This is a genomic window from Pseudomonas sp. GW821-FHT05H12 (genome assembly GCF_059419385.1).
Map to the genome: position 1 here is coordinate 78194 of NZ_JBWKRS010000017.1, position 15274 is coordinate 93467.

Annotated in this window: 15 protein-coding genes; 7 read left to right on the forward strand and 8 right to left on the reverse strand. The window is 60.3% G+C overall.

The window, feature by feature from the left end:
* Positions 1 to 63 precede the first annotated feature (63 nt).
* The 4 genes from AC07SU_RS16735 to AC07SU_RS16750 form a co-directional block, all read right to left on the reverse strand.
* Positions 64 to 1032, reverse strand: coding sequence for a FecR family protein (locus tag AC07SU_RS16735; RefSeq protein WP_494997652.1), 969 nt, complete (start codon positions 1030 to 1032; stop codon positions 64 to 66).
* Positions 1029 to 1568 (reverse strand): RNA polymerase sigma factor, encoded by a 540-nt coding sequence (locus AC07SU_RS16740; protein ID WP_176999229.1) that lies wholly within the window; start codon positions 1566 to 1568, stop codon positions 1029 to 1031. Before AC07SU_RS16740 ends, AC07SU_RS16735 begins: the two co-directional genes overlap by 4 nt.
* A gap of 203 nt (positions 1569 to 1771) precedes the next feature.
* Entirely contained in the window at positions 1772 to 2644 is an 873-nt protein-coding gene (locus tag AC07SU_RS16745) for a dihydrodipicolinate synthase family protein (RefSeq protein WP_494997653.1), read from the reverse strand.
* 27 nt (positions 2645 to 2671) lie between these two features.
* Positions 2672 to 3454, reverse strand: coding sequence for an aldolase (locus AC07SU_RS16750; RefSeq protein WP_176999227.1), 783 nt, complete (start codon positions 3452 to 3454; stop codon positions 2672 to 2674).
* 105 nt (positions 3455 to 3559) lie between these two features.
* On the opposite strand from AC07SU_RS16750, the gene AC07SU_RS16755 reads away from it, so the two are divergent.
* Positions 3560 to 4087 (forward strand): helix-turn-helix domain-containing protein, encoded by a 528-nt coding sequence (locus tag AC07SU_RS16755; protein WP_176999226.1) that lies wholly within the window; start codon positions 3560 to 3562, stop codon positions 4085 to 4087.
* A gap of 141 nt (positions 4088 to 4228) precedes the next feature.
* Here AC07SU_RS16755 and AC07SU_RS16760 read toward each other — a convergent pair whose 3' ends face one another.
* The gene (locus AC07SU_RS16760) at positions 4229 to 5245 is read right to left on the reverse strand and encodes a DUF4917 family protein (protein WP_494997654.1); all 1017 of its coding nucleotides are present in this window, start codon (positions 5243 to 5245) and stop codon (positions 4229 to 4231) included.
* Between the two features lie 123 nt (positions 5246 to 5368).
* On the opposite strand from AC07SU_RS16760, the gene yiaY reads away from it, so the two are divergent.
* Positions 5369 to 6517, forward strand: a complete 1149-nt coding sequence (gene yiaY, locus AC07SU_RS16765) for an L-threonine dehydrogenase (protein ID WP_494997655.1) — start codon at positions 5369 to 5371, stop codon at positions 6515 to 6517.
* Here the strand turns inward: yiaY and AC07SU_RS16770 are convergent.
* Both AC07SU_RS16770 and AC07SU_RS16775 read right to left on the reverse strand, forming a co-directional pair.
* Positions 6484 to 7671 (reverse strand): MFS transporter, encoded by a 1188-nt coding sequence (locus AC07SU_RS16770; RefSeq protein WP_494997656.1) that lies wholly within the window; start codon positions 7669 to 7671, stop codon positions 6484 to 6486. The genes yiaY and AC07SU_RS16770 overlap by 34 nt on opposite strands.
* A 103-nt stretch (positions 7672 to 7774) precedes the next feature.
* Positions 7775 to 9001 carry an aminotransferase class I/II-fold pyridoxal phosphate-dependent enzyme gene (locus AC07SU_RS16775; protein WP_494997657.1) on the reverse strand — a complete coding sequence of 409 codons (1227 nt, stop codon included), beginning with the start codon at positions 8999 to 9001 and terminating at the stop codon, positions 7775 to 7777.
* 343 nt (positions 9002 to 9344) lie between these two features.
* Between AC07SU_RS16775 and AC07SU_RS16780 the strand changes: the two genes are divergently transcribed.
* The 5 genes from AC07SU_RS16780 to AC07SU_RS16800 all read left to right on the forward strand — a co-directional run bounded on the left by AC07SU_RS16780 (position 9345) and on the right by AC07SU_RS16800 (position 14714).
* On the forward strand, positions 9345 to 10019 hold the full coding sequence (locus tag AC07SU_RS16780; RefSeq protein WP_494997658.1) for an NAD(P)H-binding protein: 675 nt from the start codon (positions 9345 to 9347) through the stop codon (positions 10017 to 10019).
* Entirely contained in the window at positions 10019 to 10930 is a 912-nt protein-coding gene (locus tag AC07SU_RS16785; RefSeq protein WP_494997659.1) for a LysR family transcriptional regulator, read from the forward strand. Before AC07SU_RS16780 ends, AC07SU_RS16785 begins: the two co-directional genes overlap by 1 nt.
* Before the next feature lie 261 nt (positions 10931 to 11191).
* Complete coding sequence (locus AC07SU_RS16790; RefSeq protein WP_494997660.1) at positions 11192 to 12385, forward strand: CaiB/BaiF CoA transferase family protein; 1194 nt, start codon at positions 11192 to 11194, stop codon at positions 12383 to 12385.
* Positions 12382 to 13323, forward strand: a complete 942-nt coding sequence (locus AC07SU_RS16795; protein ID WP_494997661.1) for a hydroxymethylglutaryl-CoA lyase — start codon at positions 12382 to 12384, stop codon at positions 13321 to 13323. Before AC07SU_RS16790 ends, AC07SU_RS16795 begins: the two co-directional genes overlap by 4 nt.
* 59 nt (positions 13324 to 13382) lie before the next feature.
* On the forward strand, positions 13383 to 14714 hold the full coding sequence (locus AC07SU_RS16800) for an MFS transporter (RefSeq protein WP_494997662.1): 1332 nt from the start codon (positions 13383 to 13385) through the stop codon (positions 14712 to 14714).
* On the opposite strand, the gene AC07SU_RS16805 is transcribed toward AC07SU_RS16800, so the two are convergent.
* On the reverse strand, positions 14715 to 15203 hold the full coding sequence (locus tag AC07SU_RS16805; protein WP_457409610.1) for a DMT family transporter: 489 nt from the start codon (positions 15201 to 15203) through the stop codon (positions 14715 to 14717).
* Positions 15204 to 15274 lie beyond the last annotated feature (71 nt).

Here is a 15274-nt window from a genome sequence, read left to right on the forward strand (position 1 = left end):
GGCAGGCAAAAAAATCCACACATGCGAATGCAAAATATTCTCAAGTGTGGGTTTTTTGCGGGGTTATTTGCTCGGTTCGATTCGCACGATGCCATCCGCTGACGGCACGGTTTTCACTGGAAGCAGGGCCGGCAGGGCGTTGAGCAGGGCGTCTGGGTCATTCACGTCCAGGTTGCCCGACACCTTCAACTGCGCCACCGCACGGCTCACTTGCAACGGCGCCTGGGGGCGGTACAGGCTCAGTTCGTCGATCAGGCTGGCCAGCTCGCGATTGCGAAACGTGAGGTGCCCGCTGCGCCAGTCGGCGACTTCTTCGGCGTTCAGGCTTTGCTGCTGCAACGTGCCCTTGGCATAGCTGTAGGTGGCGCGCTGCTGGGCGCCGAGCAGGGCTACCGGGCTCTTGGGGGCCGGCTCGAAGGCCACCTGGCCGTGGGCCACGCTCACCACCAGTTGCTGCTGGCTGCGGCGCACATCGAAACCGGTGCCCACCACCCGCACATTCGCCTCGCCGGCCTGCACGTAGAGGGGTCGTTCCTTGTCGGCGGCCACCTCGATGTAGACCTGGCCTTTGTCGAGATGAATGATGCGTTGGTGCGCGGTGAAGTCGATTCGCACGCGGGTATTGGCATTCACATACAAGGTGCTGCCATCGGGCAGGTTCAAGGTGCGCATGCCTTTGGCATGGGCGGCTACCTGGCTGTGGTAGAGCGCACGTGGGGCGTCGATAGCGCTGGCCATCACGGCGCAGACCAGGGCAGCGGCCACCGCCAGGGCAGGGCGCCACACCGAGGGTTTGCGTTTGGGCAGCGCCACGGGTTTGTTCAGTTGCTGCAACTGGGCGAGGTCGGCCCACAGTTGTTCGAATTCGGCGTAGGCGCGGGCATGGGCAGGCTCCGCTTGCCAGGCGGCAAAGGCTTTGCGGTCGGCACGCCCCGCCTCGTTGCGGTTGCGGGCAAACCAGCTGGCGGCTTGGGCATCGATGGAGTCGCTCTGCTCGATGTCCAGGGCGTCGATGTCGCTCAGGCGGTTCATTCTGGCTGCTCCGTGCCGGGTTCGTTGTGAAGGCGTCGCTTGCAGTGCAGCAGGGCAAAGGCGATGTGCTTTTCCACCATGCTGGTCGAAATGCCCATGCGCTCGGCGATCTGCGCCTGGCTCAAGCCTTCGAAGCGGTGCAGCATAAGGGCTTCTCGCCTTCGGGGCGAGAGTTCGGCGAGGACTTCTTTCAACTGTTCCAGGCGTTGCAAGCGCTGCGCGGCGGCCATGGGATCGTTTTGCTCATCGGTGACCGGCTCGGCGTCCATGTCGGCCGGATCTGAGTGGACGGTCTGCCGTACCTTCTGCTTGCGCCAGTGATCACGCAGCAGGTTGCGCGCCATCTGGAACAGAAACGCCCGTGGCTGCTCGACCTTGGCCCGGTCGCGGTAGTCCAGCCATTGGGTGAAGACATCCTGGGTCATGTCCGCGGCGTCGCTGGCGTTGTCCGTGCGTTTGCGCAGGAAATACAGGATATCTGTATAGAACCCGCGAAAGGCATCGGCCGACAACGGGTCGGGCTTGGGACGAGACATGGAGACCCTTCTTGAGGAAGCACGACGTAGAAAAGTCGTGAATGGTATCGAGAACCATTGTCATTTGTCTCTATGAATCGGATGTCCCCTTCCAAAATTGTGCACGGGTTCCCTGTAGGGGCCGGCTTGCCGGCGATGCAAACACCTCGGTGTAATCGTTAACCGAGGTGATGCCATCGCCGGCAAGCCAGCGCCTACAAGGGTTAGCGCAGCAATGTTTTCAGCTGTTCGATCGCCGCTTCACCCAGCGGGAAAACCGGCAATCGAGGATCACCCGCTTCCAGCCCGGTCAACCGCAACCCCGCCTTGATCGTCGCCGGCAACCCACCTTTGAGGATGAACTCCAGCAACGGCAACTGGCGATAAAACAGCTCTCGCGCCTTGACCAGGTCATTGGCCAATACCGCCTCATACAAATCCAGATTGAGCTGCGGGATCAGGTTCGGCGCCGCCGTGCACCAGCCCTTTGCACCTGCCGCGAAGGCTTCCAGTGCCAGCGGGTTGCAGCCGTTGTAGAACGGCACCTCCGTCTGGCGATGCAGCTGATGCATGCGCTGAACATCCCCGGTGCTTTCCTTGACCATGGTCACGTTGGCCACCTGCTTGATGATGCGCAGGATCAGCGCCACCGACATGTCCGTACCACTGGTGGCCGGGTTGTTGTAGAGCATGATTGGCACGCCGATGCTGTCGCCAATGGCGGCGTAGTGGGCGAGGATTTCCGCTTCACTGAGCTTCCAGTACGACGCCGGCAACACCATCACCACGTCGGCGCCGTTGGCTTCGGCGTAACGGGCGCGGCGCACGGCCTTGGCGGTGGTCAGGTCGGACACGCTGACGATGGTCGGCACGCGCCGGGCAATCTTTGCCAGGCTGTAGGCGCTCACTTCGTCCCACTCGGCGTCGCTCAAGTAGGCGCCTTCGCCGGTGCTCCCCAGGGGCGCGATGGCGTGCACGCCGCTGTCGATCAAGCGGTCGATGGAGCGGCCCAGGGCGTCAAGGTCGATGCGCTGGCCGTCGGCGCTGAACGGGGTGATGGTGTAGCCGATGATGCCGTGAATCGTTGGGCTGGACATAAACAGTCTCCGGTCAAAAAGGGGCAATCAGTTCAGGCAATCGGCGTGCTGGCGCAGGTTCTGCCGGGCGTAGTAATTGAACGCGGCGCCAAAGCGTTTGGGCTTGGAGATCCAGTCATGGGCCTCGCGCCCGAGTTCCGGCAGGATCGGCTTGATCGTACCCGCGGCCATCGCCAGCAACTGCAACCTGGCTGCGCGTTCGATCAACTGCGCGATCACGCAGGCCTCCTCGATGCTCGCCCCGGTGGACAACTGGCCGTGGTGCGAAAGCAGAATCGCGCGTTTGTCCCCCAGTGCCGCCGTGATGATTTCCCCCTCTTCATTGCCCACCGGCACGCCGGGCCAGGCTTCCAGGAACGCGCAATCCTCGTACAGCGGGCAGAGGTCCATGTGGGACACCTGCAGCGGCACTTCCAGCATCGACAGCGCCGCGATATGGGTAGGGTGGGTGTGGATGATGCAATTCACATCCGGCCGCCCACGGTACACCCAGGTGTGAAAACGGTTGGCCGGGTTGGGAATGCCATGGCCTTCCAGCACTTCCAGGTCTTCGTTGACCAGCAACAGATTGCTCGCCGTGATCTCATCAAAGCCCAGGCCCAGTTGCTGGGTGTAATAGGTGCCAGGCTGTGGCCCGCGTGCAGTGATCTGCCCGGCCAGGCCGGAATCGTGACCGTGCTCAAACAGGATGCGACACGTGAGCGCCAGCTTTTGCCGGTCGGTCCACGTATTATCCGCCAGGGTGTTTTGCATCTGGATCAGCGCTTGCTTGACCAGTTGGTCTTTGGGGAGTGCTAATGTCTTGGCCATATCGGGTGCCCTCGGTGGCTGCAAATGACACTAACGATGCTATATGACACTTTGTGTCATTGGCAAGCATGGCTCTTGCCTTTCTGCAGGGATTAACCGCAGCACATGTCTATCCGTTTGAAACTATTGAGAAAAAAACTTGGCGTGACCCTGGAAGCCCTGGCTGAAAAATCCGGGATGACCAAGAGCTACCTGTCCAAGGTCGAACGCGGGCTCAATACGCCGTCGATTGCCGCCGCGCTGAAGCTGGCCAAGGCCTTGAACGTGAAGGTGGAGGAGCTGTTCAGCGAAGACAGTGTCAGCCTCGACAGCTACAGCCTGGTGCGCAGCCACGAGCGCCCCGACACCTCGCCGGGTTACGCGGTGCTCGCCCATCAGGTCAGCGAGCGCAGCCTGCTGCCGTTCATCATCTACCCGCCAGCGGAGTTCACCGACAAGACCTTCAAGGAGCACGTAGGGGAAGAGTTTCTGTTCGTGCATGAAGGCCGGGTGGAGGTGGACTTCATGAACGAACGGGTGATTCTGGAGCGCGGTGATGCGCTGCATTTTAATGCGCAGAAGCCTCATCGCCTGCGTTCGGTGGGCGATGTTCAGGCGCAGCTGCTAGTCGTAGTCCACAGCTCGGAAGACTGACTACGCCAATGACCTGAAATGCAATCCACTGTGGGAGCTGGCTTGCCTGCGATAGCGGTGGGCCAGCTTGCACATGGTTAACTGACAGATCGCTATCGCAGGCAAGCCAGCTCCCACAGTTGAGCGAAATCGCCCGTGAGATCAGCGTTCGACAGGGACGGACAGTGCAGGGTTGCCCAGCGCATGGGTGCGTGCTGCAAAGAACCTCAGTTCCACCCCCGTACCCTCGAACAACGCCGAATACCGCCGCTTCTGCTGACGAATAAACCCGTCACTGCGCCCCGACACCGAGATCGCCAAGGTCGACACATTCGCCTGGCGAATCGCGTCCACCAGGTGCTGGTCCTGCGCGCCCAGCTCATGGCCAAAGATGCACAGCGCCCCCTCATGAGTCAGCAACTGCTCATAACAGAACGACAGGTAATCCGAACTGCGGATGGTCTTGAGCTTCTCTTCAACCTTGCCCTCGCTGACAAACAGCGGCACATCGTCCAGGGTCTTGATCGTGTTGTTGATGGCAAAACTGCTGAGCAGGGTGCTGTCGGTGGACGGCAATTTGCGTGCGGTGCCGTCGAGGTTGCGCACCAGGTGCAGGCCACCGTGCAGGTAGAGGATGCGCGTCGCTTCGGTGCGGGTGTTGCGCAGGTCGAAGCTGGCGTCGGCGCTGCTAAACAAGTCGTCAATGCCGGGGGTGTGCAGGATTGCCCAGTAGTTGAGCAAATCGTAGTTGCTGGTGAATACCGTAGCGTAGCGCGCCAGTTCAGCGTTGATCGTCGCCAATGTCGACGGCTGCACCAGGCGCCAGGGAATGTGCACGCTGTGGATGGTGTTGATCAGCGCTTCCTTGATCGCGTAGTAGCGATTACGCGGCGCCGCCGAGCTGACGGCCAGGGCCTTGTTGACCCGGCTGGTGGTTTTCAACGCCCCCAAGGCCTGCTCGAAGCTGCGGGTTTGCAGGGCGTCGAACACGCTGAGTTCGGACTGGCTCAGGGGTTTTTCTTCGACGGTGCGCGCGTTTTCGAACAGCGAGTCGTAGGCAAAGTCTTCCCAAATCGTACGGCTGGCACCGTTGCCGATCAAAATCGCGCTGAAGTCGACGGCGCTGCGCAGCGCATTCCAGTCTTCTAGGTGGGCGTCACTATCCTGGAAATCCTTCATTGCGGCAGGTCTACTCGAAATCGGCTGGGCGGTGACTTTATCACGAGCCGGCGTTGATCCTGATCAAGATACGCCGCGCGGTAGAGGTGGATTCTGTTGGCATAACGCCTCTGAGGATTGACCATGAGCAGCACCTTCTTCATCCCCGCCGTGAACATCATGGGCATCGACTGCCTCGACGAAGCCATGACCGCCATCCGCAACTATGGTTTTCGCAAGGCGCTGATCGTCACCGACGCCGGCCTGGCCAAGGCCGGCGTGGCGGCCATGATCGCCGAGAAACTGGCCATGCAGGACATCGACTCGGTGATCTACGACGGCGCCAAACCCAACCCCACGGTTGAGAACGTCGAGAACGGCCTGGCGCTGTTGCAGCAAAGCGCCTGTGATTTCGTGGTGTCCCTGGGCGGCGGTTCGCCCCATGACTGCGCCAAGGGTATCGCCCTGTGTGCCACCAACGGCGGGCACATCGGCGACTACGAGGGCGTCGATCAATCGAGTAAGCCGCAACTGCCGCTGGTGGCCATCAACACCACGGCCGGCACCGCCAGCGAGATGACCCGCTTCTGCATCATCACCGACCAGACCCGCCACGTGAAAATGGCCATTGTCGACCGCAACGTCACGCCGCTGCTGTCGGTCAACGACCCGGCGCTGATGGTCGGCATGCCCAAAGGCCTCACCGCCGCCACCGGCATGGACGCCCTGACCCACGCCATCGAAGCCTACGTGTCCACCGCCGCCACGCCGATCACCGATGCTTGTGCGATCAAGGCCATCGAACTGATCAGCGCCAACCTGCGCCTGGCGGTCCGCGACGGCAGCGACAAGGCCGCGCGGGAAAACATGGCCTACGCGCAATTCCTCGCCGGCATGGCCTTCAACAACGCATCTCTGGGTTTCGTGCACGCCATGGCCCACCAACTGGGCGGCCTGTATGACCTGCCCCACGGTGTGTGCAACGCCGTGTTGCTGCCCCATGTGCAGAGCTTCAATGCCAGCGTCAGCGCCAAACGCCTGAGCGACGTGGCGCGCGCATTGGGCGCCGACATCAAGGGCCGCACCCCGGAAGAGGGCGCCCAGGCCGCCATCGTCGCGATTCGCACGTTGTCCCACGACGTCGAGATCCCGGCCGGCCTGCGGGAGTTGGGGGCTAAATTGCAGGACATTCCGCTGCTGGCCACTAACGCATTGAAGGACGCATGCGGGCTGACCAACCCACGGCGCGCGGATCAGCGTCAGATCGAGGAGATCTTTCGCAGCGCGTTCTGATCGGACCTGCATCGGGCGGCGCACGCGAATGCGCCGCCCGCCAGCGCCATGCACATCAGCGCCAACGGCCAGGCCTGCACGGTTACCAGCAGGCTTGCCAGGCCACCAATCAGCGCGGCCATCATTTGATGCATAAAACCACTGAGTGCCATCGCATAAGAGCCACCTACCGGCGACTCATCGTTGGCCAGTGACAAACTGATCGGGTAACTCATCGACTGGCCCAGCACGGCGAGGCAATACGGCAGCCATAGCAATACTGCGAGCCCGCTGGCAAACACACTGCCCAGCAGCATCACCGCGGTGCCCAGAAACACCAGCGTCACACCCCAGTTCATCATCGTCGACCGCCCAGTGCGGGCAACGAAACGATTGACCATCAACGCCCCCGCCAAATACGCCCCGCTGATCGGCCACCCCAGCCAGCCATATTGCGCCGCACTCCATTCGAAATGCCCCTGCAAGATCAGCGGCGCGCAGGTGTTAAACGCAATGATCACCCCATAACCCAGCCCACCGGCCAACGCCGCGTGCAGAAAGGGCGGATGTTGCACAATCTTGGTATAGATGCGCCACGTAGACTCTGGCGAGTCAGCCTTCACCAAGGTCGGGAACGTGACCCGCTGCAACACCACCATCAACGCCAAAGCCCCGGTCGTCAACGCATAAAAGATCGCTTTCCAGCCAAACGCCAGCTGCAATATCGATCCCATGAACTGGCCGATACCCAGCGCGATCACAAACGTCATCCCCAGCCACGACAAACCCTTGGCCAGCAAGGCGCCGCTGAAACTGTCCCGCACCAGGACGCGCGCCATCACTGAAACGCCCCCGGCGCCCAGGCCTTGGATCAGCCGTAAACACAGAAAGGACTCAATGTTGAATGCCGATGGAATCGCCACACTCGCCAACGCATACAGCGCCAGTGCGGCGAGCAGTACGGGCTTCCTGCCAAACCGTTCACCCAGGCTTCCCCATAACAGCATTGGCAATGCCATGCCCGCCAAATAGATCGCGAGTGCGAGCGCCACCTGATCCTCTGCAGCGGGCAGAGAATGGGCGATGGCCGGGACTGCGGGCAAGTAGCTACTGATGCCCACTTGGCCGAGGAAGGCGGCGCAGCAGGCGAGGGTGAGGATCGCGGTTTTTTTCAACGAAAGTCATCCATCACTGAAAATGTTGAGTGGATAAAATTAAACCAGACTATCGGATAATCCATAGAGCACGTAATTTTTCTGAGTGCGTGAAAGCCTCAGGCTAGTTTGTGATTTTGTTTTCCTCTATCAGACTCAATAGTTTTGAGCAAAATGAATATATCGTCTCGTATTCCATGTCTGCTCGGAGCGTTATTCGAATGGCAGCTTTGTTTTTTGGAACCACAGGGAAAAATACGGCCGAAGTGAAAAAGCCGCTGTCTGCGAGTTGTATGGCAAGCGCGTTCGCTTTTTCAGCCGTTCCGCAGGTCACTAAGCGAACTGCGGTGTTGGTGTTGTGTTGCTCCGTGTGTATGAGGCTGTCAAATAACCGGATGTTGGCGAGGAGCTTTTCTTGGAGTGCGGGTAGTTCTGCCGATCGATGGATTTTTATTGACGCTAAGCCAGCGCCGATAGCTGCTGAATTTAGGCTTTGGGACCAGTTGCTGGGGCCGCCGTATCGATACATTAAGTTCTTTTGTTTTTCATTTCCGAACATTATCAAACCACCGCTTGCGCCAAATGCTTTTCCGAGAGAGGCTACGATTAATGTTCGATCATCTAGCTCTTTCAGTTGTGGTCGTATAAACCCGCTTCCTTGCTCGCCGAATGCCGATAGCGCGTGTGAGTCGTCGAGGTAAAGAAATAACCCATAGCGAGACTTGAGATGGAGCAGCCCATCAATATCTGCCTTACCGCCCATGCTGTAGAGGCCGTCCGCAATGTACGCGACATTTTTGCGCTTTTTACAAATTTCTTCAATGAAGGAGATGTCGTTGTGAGGAGCTGTTACTACCTCAGATTCATCTGCGCAAGAAGCTTTGATATGGTTCATTGAGTAGTGAGAGTGTTTGTCGAATATCATAATAGGTGGGCAGTCATTGGTCAGCGCTCCACTGGCAAGTAGAGGCAGTAATCCTGAACTAGCAGCGCTGCAGGATAAAGTGCTCAGGCAGGTCGATTTGAAAAGACTCGATAGTTCGACTTCATACTGTTCAAGCATTTGAAGCTTGCATCGATTTTTTGAATTGGCAATGCGAAGTGTCTTTGCTGTTATTAATCCGTTTATGGCACCTTCCAATATGTCTTGGTGGTAATCAAGGCCAAGGTATGAAGTGGTGCAGAAGTGATGGAGCTCACGTCCAAATTGATCTGTAAGATAGTTGCATTTTTTTACGACGACATTTAGTTCGCTAATTCGACCTGTTTTAGCCGAATGCCAATCATTGTCAGAGATGTCGATTATTTTCTTGTAGTTGGAGAATTTATTAAGTTGCCCTGTGTTTTCCATTTTTTATTCGTCCTTGGGGATGGGTGGAAAACAGTAGCGGGATTTTTTTATTGAATAAGTCAGGCGTTTCCTATGCAAACTACTCTGGATGATGGTTTCGGCGTGAGTAGGTTCCTACATTTCTGATGGCTAATGGGTGTCGTTTTGATATTGTTTGATGGTGTTTAGGCAAAGACGCACCTGACTGCGGTGTTGTGGATAAATAGTGCAAGCGTCACGCTATTTACTGAGGTCGAAGTGCACCAGATTGAGTAAGGTGTCAACTGAATGGCCGAATGTGATGATGGCCTTCAAAGATCTGACTGTTGGGTAGTCAAAACTGGCTGGATGAAGGAAGTACTTGATGAGAGTTCTATTATTCGGCGCCACCGGCATGGTCGGACAAGGCGTGCTGCGTGAGTGCCTGTTGGCCGCCGACGTCCAGGAAGTCGTCGCCGTCGGCCGCACGCCGTTGACCCAGGAGCACGGCAAGCTGCATCAGGTGTTGCACAGCGACATGCTAGATTTTCAGCCACTGGAAAACCTGCTGCAAGGCTTCGACGCCTGCTTCTTCTGCCTCGGCGTTTCTTCGGCCGGGATGAACGAGATCAAGTACACCCACCTCACCTATGACCTCACGTTGGTCGCGGCCAGCACCCTGGCGCGGCTCAATCCGCAGATGACGTTTATCTACGTGTCCGGCGCTGGCACCGACAGTTCCGAAGCCGGCAAGTCGATGTGGGCGCGGGTCAAGGGCAAGACCGAGAACGCCTTGCTGCGCCTGCCGTTCAAGGCGGTGTACCTGTTCCGGCCGGGGGTGATCCAGCCGTTGCATGGCGTGCGTTCGAAGACGCCGTTGTACCAGTCGTTCTATAACGTGCTCGGGCCGTTGCTGTCGTTCTTTCGCCGGATCAAACCGGATTGGGTCGTGAGCACCGAGACCGTCGGCCGGGCGATGTTGCAGGCGGCGAGCGTGGGGGCGCCGCAGCCGGTGGTGGAGCAGGCCGGGATCAATCGCTTGGCTGACGAGCGTCACTGATGTTGCACAAGAGCCTGGTACGCCGTCTTGATTTGATCACGCTGCAATTGTTCGTCGCGGTGTATGAAGAAGGCACGCTGACCCGTGCCGCCAACCGCGAAGCCATTGCTGTGTCGGCGGCCAGCAAGCGCTTGATGGAGCTGGAGCAAGTGCTCGGCGTGAGCCTGTTCGTGCGCCGTGCCAAGGGCATGGACCTGACCGCCGCCGGGGAAACCCTGTTGCACCACGCCCGGCAGATGTTGTTCAACGTCGAAAAAATGGGCCTGGAACTGGGTGAGCACAGCCACGGCGTACGCGGGTATGTGCGGATGCTGGCCAACCTGTCGGCGATCATTCAGTTTCTGCCCGAAGACCTGCGGGACTTTTCCCAACTGCACCCCGAAGTGAAAACCGATCTGGAAGAGCGCCCCAGCAACGGCGTGGTGCAAGGCGTGCTCGATGGTGTGGCCGACCTGGGCATCTGCTCCAGTGACACCGACACCAAAGGCTTGCCCGGCGTGACCTACCGTCTCGACAAACTGGTGGTGCTGATGCCCGCCGATCATCCGCTGGCCACGCGCGACAGCCTGGCGTTCGACGAGACTCTGGACAGCGATTACGTCGGCTTGCACGCCGCCAGTTCGATCAACATGCGCACCCACGCGGCCGCGCGCGAGGCGGGCAAGATGCTGCGCCTGCGCATTCATGTGCCGGGCTTTGATGCGATGTGCCGGATGGTCCAGGCGAACATGGGCATTGGCATCCTGCCGCACAAGGCCTATGAATTGTTCGGGCGGGCGCTGGGCCTGCACGCGGTGCCGTTGACGGATGCCTGGTCGGATCGCAGCCTGATCCTGGTGGTGCGCGATGAGGCGCAACTGTCGCCGGTGAGCCGCCTGCTCTACGACTACCTGCGCAAGGCGCTGGTGTAACTGAAACCCTGTCGGCCTCATCGCGGGTAAGCCCGGCTCCCACAGGGGAATGCGGTCATCTGTAGGAGCCCGGCTTGCCGGCGATGGCGGCCTCGAAACCGGCGCAAACCTTGAGACAGCCATCGCCGGCAAGCCGGCTCCTACAGATAATTCCCTAATCGTTCGTGTTTGGCGAACGCTCGTTGCCAACTGACGGTTGGATTTCTCCTGGCGCTGCCCTCTAGTCTTGGCCCCACATTCCAAGAACAAGAGGTACACCCCATGACGGCTCCCCTGAGCGGTATCAAGGTGATCGAGATCGGCACCCTGATTGCCGCGCCGTTCGCCGCCCGGCTGATGGCCGAGTTTGGCGCCGAGGTGATCAAGATCGAAGCCATGGGCCAGGGCGACCCGCTTCGCAAATGGCGAAAGCTGCACGAAGGCACATCGCTGTGGTGGTACCTGCAATCGCGCAACAAGAAGTCCTTGGCCCTGGACCTCAAGTCCCCGGAAGGCCTGGACCTGATCAAGCAACTGCTTGGCGACGCCGATGTACTGATTGAAAACCTGCGCCCCGGTGGCCTGGAAAAGCTCGGCCTGGGCTGGGATGTGCTGCAGGCCATCAACCCCAAGCTGACCCTGGTGCGCATCTCTGGCTACGGCCAGACCGGCCCTTACCGCGATCGTCCTGGCTTCGGCGCCATCGGCGAGGCCATGGGCGGCATTCGCTACACCACCGGCAACCCGGATTCACCGCCTGCGCGGGTCGGGGTGAGCCTGGGCGATTCCCTGGCGTCATTGCACGGCGTGATCGGCGCGCTGATGTCGCTGCTGCGGGTCAAGACCGGGCAGGGCGACGGGCAGGTGGTCGATGTGTCCCTGGCCGAAAGCGTGTTCAACCTGATGGAAAGCCTGGTGCCCGAATACGACATGCTCGGCCATGTGCGTGAGCGCAGCGGCGGGGCGTTGCCCGGCATTGCGCCGTCCAACACCTACCTGACCGCCGACGGCGCCTATGTGGTGATCGCCGGCAACAGCGACCCGATCTACAAGCGCCTGATGGCCACCATCGGCCGCGCCGATCTGGCCGACGCGCCCGAGTTCGCCCACAACGATGGCCGCGCCGCCAAGAGCGGTCTGCTCGACGCGGCGATCACCCACTGGACCAGCAGCTTGCCCATCGACCAGGTGCTCAGCGCCCTGGAAGCTGCCGAAGTGCCGGCAGGGCGCATTTACTCCGTGGCCGATATCGTCAGCGACCCGCACTACCAGGCGCGCGATATGTTGCTCACTGCCGAGCTGCCGGGTGGTGTGTCGGTGAAAATGCCGGGCATCGTGCCCAAGCTGTCGGAAACTCCGGGCGGCGTGAACTGGCAGGGGCCGAGCCTGGGCCAGCACACCGACGATATCCTCGGCAGCCTGGGCCTGACCGGGGCCGATATCCAACGCCTGAAAACCGCGGGAGTGGTGCAATGATTACTGATTATTCCGACGCGCTGATCGTGCAGGAAGTGTCCCCGCGTGACGGCCTGCAGATCGAACCGACCTGGGTTGAAACCGCTGACAAGATCGCCCTGATCGACGGGCTGTCCCAGGCCGGGTTTTCGCGGATCGAAGCCGGCTCGTTCGTTTCGCCCAAGGCCATCCCGGCGCTGCGCGATGGCGAGCAGGTGTTCCAGGGCATCACGCGCACGCCGGGTGTGATCTACGTGGCGCTGATTCCCAACCTCAAGGGCGCTCAGCGCGCCATCGAGTCCCGCGCCGATGAACTGAACCTGGTGATGTCCGCCAGCCAGACCCACAACCTGGCGAACATGCGCATGCGTTGCGAGGCGTCGTTGGCGGCGTTTGGCGACATTGTCAGCTTTGCCGCCGAGCATCCGGTGAGCCTTAACGGCAGCATCGCCACCACCTTCGGTTGCCCGTTCGAAGGCAAGATTGATGAAGACCGCGTGCTGCACATTGTCGACGCTTACCTGGCGTTGGGAATACCGGGCATCAGCCTTGCTGACACCACCGGCATGGCCAACCCGCGTCAGGTAGAACGCTTGGTAAAACGTGTGCTGGAGCGTGTGCCCGCCAGTGACCTGACCCTGCATTTCCACAACACCCGCGGCCTGGGTTTGTGCAATGTGCTGGCCGCTTATGAAGCCGGTGCCCGCCGTTTTGATGCGGCCCTTGGCGGCCTGGGTGGCTGTCCGTTCGCGCCGGGGGCATCGGGCAATATCTGCACCGAAGACTTGGTGAACCTCTGCGACGAAGTCGGCATTCCCACCGGCATCGACCTGCCGCACCTGCTGGACATGTCTCGCCGCTTGCCGGCCCTGCTGGGCCATGAATTACCCGGCCAGGTGGCCAAGGCCGGGCGCAACTGCGACCTGCATCCGCCACCGGCGTACATCGCCACGTTGTAACGCCGCACCAGACAACAAAAACAATCGGGCGCCTGTGAGCAGCCCGCTGGAGAGAAACCATGAGCACTAATACGTTAGAGGCCGGCGCGCGCACGGCTGATGAGATTGACGCGGAAAAAGCCCTGGTCAGCAAGGTCGCCTGGCGCCTGATGCCACTGATCATGGTGTGCTACCTGTTCGCGTTTTTTGACCGGATCAACATCAGCTTCGCCAAGTTCCAGCTGCAGGCCGACCTGAGCCTGAGCGACACCGCCTACGGCCTGGGGGCCGGGTTGTTTGTGGTGGGCTATGTGATCTTCGAAGTGCCCAGCAACATGATGCTGTACAAGGTCGGCGCCCGGCGCTGGATTGCGCGGATCATGATGTCCTGGGGGCTGGCCACGGCGGCCATGGTGTTTGTCACTGCCGAGTGGCAGTTCTATGCGCTGCGTTTTCTGATCGGTGCCATGGAGGCGGGTTTCGCGCCGGGCGTGCTGTATTACCTGACGCTGTGGTTTCCCCAACACTTCCGTGGACGCATCACCTCGATGCTGTTCCTGGCCTCGGCCTTTGCCGGGCTGGTAGGCGCACCGTTTTCCGGCCTGGTGCTGGAGCACCTCGACGGCGTGCTGCAAATGCGTGGCTGGCACTGGTTGTTCCTGCTTGGCGGCTTGCCGTGCATCGGCCTGGGCTTGATGGTGTTGACCCTGCTCAAGGACCGCATCGAAGACGCCCATTGGCTGACAACGGCGGAGAAGGCCTTGCTGTCGAGCCGTATCGCCAAGCATGAGCCGAACTCGCACGGCGGTTCGCTGCTGTCGGCGATCCGTATTCCCGGTTTCCTGATGCTTGGTTTTATCTACTTCCTGATCCAGGTCGCGTCCTACGGTCTCAACTTCTGGGCACCGCAGTTGATCCGCAGCGCCGGCACCCAGAGCCCGGTGATGATTGGTTTGCTCACGGCCATTCCCTATGTATGTGGTGCGATCAGCATGGTGGTGATCGGGCGCTTGTCGGACGCTACCGGCGAGCGACGCAAGTTTGTCAGCGGCCTGGTGTTGCTCGGTGCCGTGGGCTTTTTCAGCGCCGGCATCTTTGCCGACCACACCACCTTCCTGATCATCGCCCTGGGCATGTTGGGAGCCGGCATCATCGCCTCGATCCCAACCTTCTGGACCTTGCCACCCAAGCTGCTGGCCGGTGCCGGAGCAGGTGCGGCGGGCGGCATCGCGGTGATCAATACGCTGGGGCAATTCGGCGGCATCGTCAGCCCGGTGATGGTGGGGCGCATCAAGGACCTGACCGGCAGTACCACACCAGCGCTGTACGTGATCGGTGTGTGTGCGCTGTTGGCGGCGGCCCTCTTGTTGTGGGGCTTGCCGCAAAAATTGCGCACCCTCGACAAGGGCTGATCAGCCCGCCGTTGCCAAGGCTCGGGCCGGTGTGGCGCTGAACTGAATCAACGCCACGCCGCCGATCAATAACAACGCCCCCAACACGCGGGGCGTTGTCAGTTGGCGCTCCACCAGGCCGAACAGGCCGAAGTGATCGAGCAGCAGCGAGGCGAGAATTTGCCCGGCCATGGCCAGCGCGATAAACCCTGAGGCGCCCAGCTTGGGCAGCAGCATCAATGCCAGGGAAATAAAGCACACGCCGAACGCACCACCGGCCCACATCCACAGCGGCGCTTTGCTGATAAAGGCCAGGCTCGGCAAGGGCAGGCGCAGTGCCAGGATCACCGGCAGCAGCACGATGATGCTCACCAGCAAGGAGGCCAGGGTGGCCCACAACGGGTGGCCAAGCCCGCGCCCGAGGTTGGCATTGATTGCGCTCTGAAACGGCACCACCGCGCCGGCGATCACTGCCAGCACCAGCAAACCCACCCAATGCAACGTCGTCATGTCGAATCTCCCAGAGGTTTTGCTGGACTCTAAGGTATTCGTCACGCACATTTAAATTCCAAGTTCTTATG

Coding starts and splice junctions, on each gene's coding strand:
- AC07SU_RS16740 (WP_176999229.1), bottom strand. CDS start 1,568: ATGTCTCGTCCCAAGCCCGACCCGTTGTCGGCCGATGCCTTTCGCGGG.
- AC07SU_RS16780 (WP_494997658.1), top strand. CDS start 9,345: ATGAGAGTTCTATTATTCGGCGCCACCGGCATGGTCGGACAAGGCGTG.
- AC07SU_RS16800 (WP_494997662.1), top strand. CDS start 13,383: ATGAGCACTAATACGTTAGAGGCCGGCGCGCGCACGGCTGATGAGATT.
- AC07SU_RS16735 (WP_494997652.1), bottom strand. CDS start 1,032: ATGAACCGCCTGAGCGACATCGACGCCCTGGACATCGAGCAGAGCGAC.
- AC07SU_RS16795 (WP_494997661.1), top strand. CDS start 12,382: ATGATTACTGATTATTCCGACGCGCTGATCGTGCAGGAAGTGTCCCCG.
- yiaY (WP_494997655.1), top strand. CDS start 5,369: ATGAGCAGCACCTTCTTCATCCCCGCCGTGAACATCATGGGCATCGAC.
- AC07SU_RS16775 (WP_494997657.1), bottom strand. CDS start 9,001: ATGGAAAACACAGGGCAACTTAATAAATTCTCCAACTACAAGAAAATA.
- AC07SU_RS16745 (WP_494997653.1), bottom strand. CDS start 2,644: ATGTCCAGCCCAACGATTCACGGCATCATCGGCTACACCATCACCCCG.
- AC07SU_RS16785 (WP_494997659.1), top strand. CDS start 10,019: ATGTTGCACAAGAGCCTGGTACGCCGTCTTGATTTGATCACGCTGCAA.
- AC07SU_RS16750 (WP_176999227.1), bottom strand. CDS start 3,454: ATGGCCAAGACATTAGCACTCCCCAAAGACCAACTGGTCAAGCAAGCG.
- AC07SU_RS16755 (WP_176999226.1), top strand. CDS start 3,560: ATGTCTATCCGTTTGAAACTATTGAGAAAAAAACTTGGCGTGACCCTG.
- AC07SU_RS16805 (WP_457409610.1), bottom strand. CDS start 15,203: ATGACGACGTTGCATTGGGTGGGTTTGCTGGTGCTGGCAGTGATCGCC.
- AC07SU_RS16760 (WP_494997654.1), bottom strand. CDS start 5,245: ATGAAGGATTTCCAGGATAGTGACGCCCACCTAGAAGACTGGAATGCG.
- AC07SU_RS16790 (WP_494997660.1), top strand. CDS start 11,192: ATGACGGCTCCCCTGAGCGGTATCAAGGTGATCGAGATCGGCACCCTG.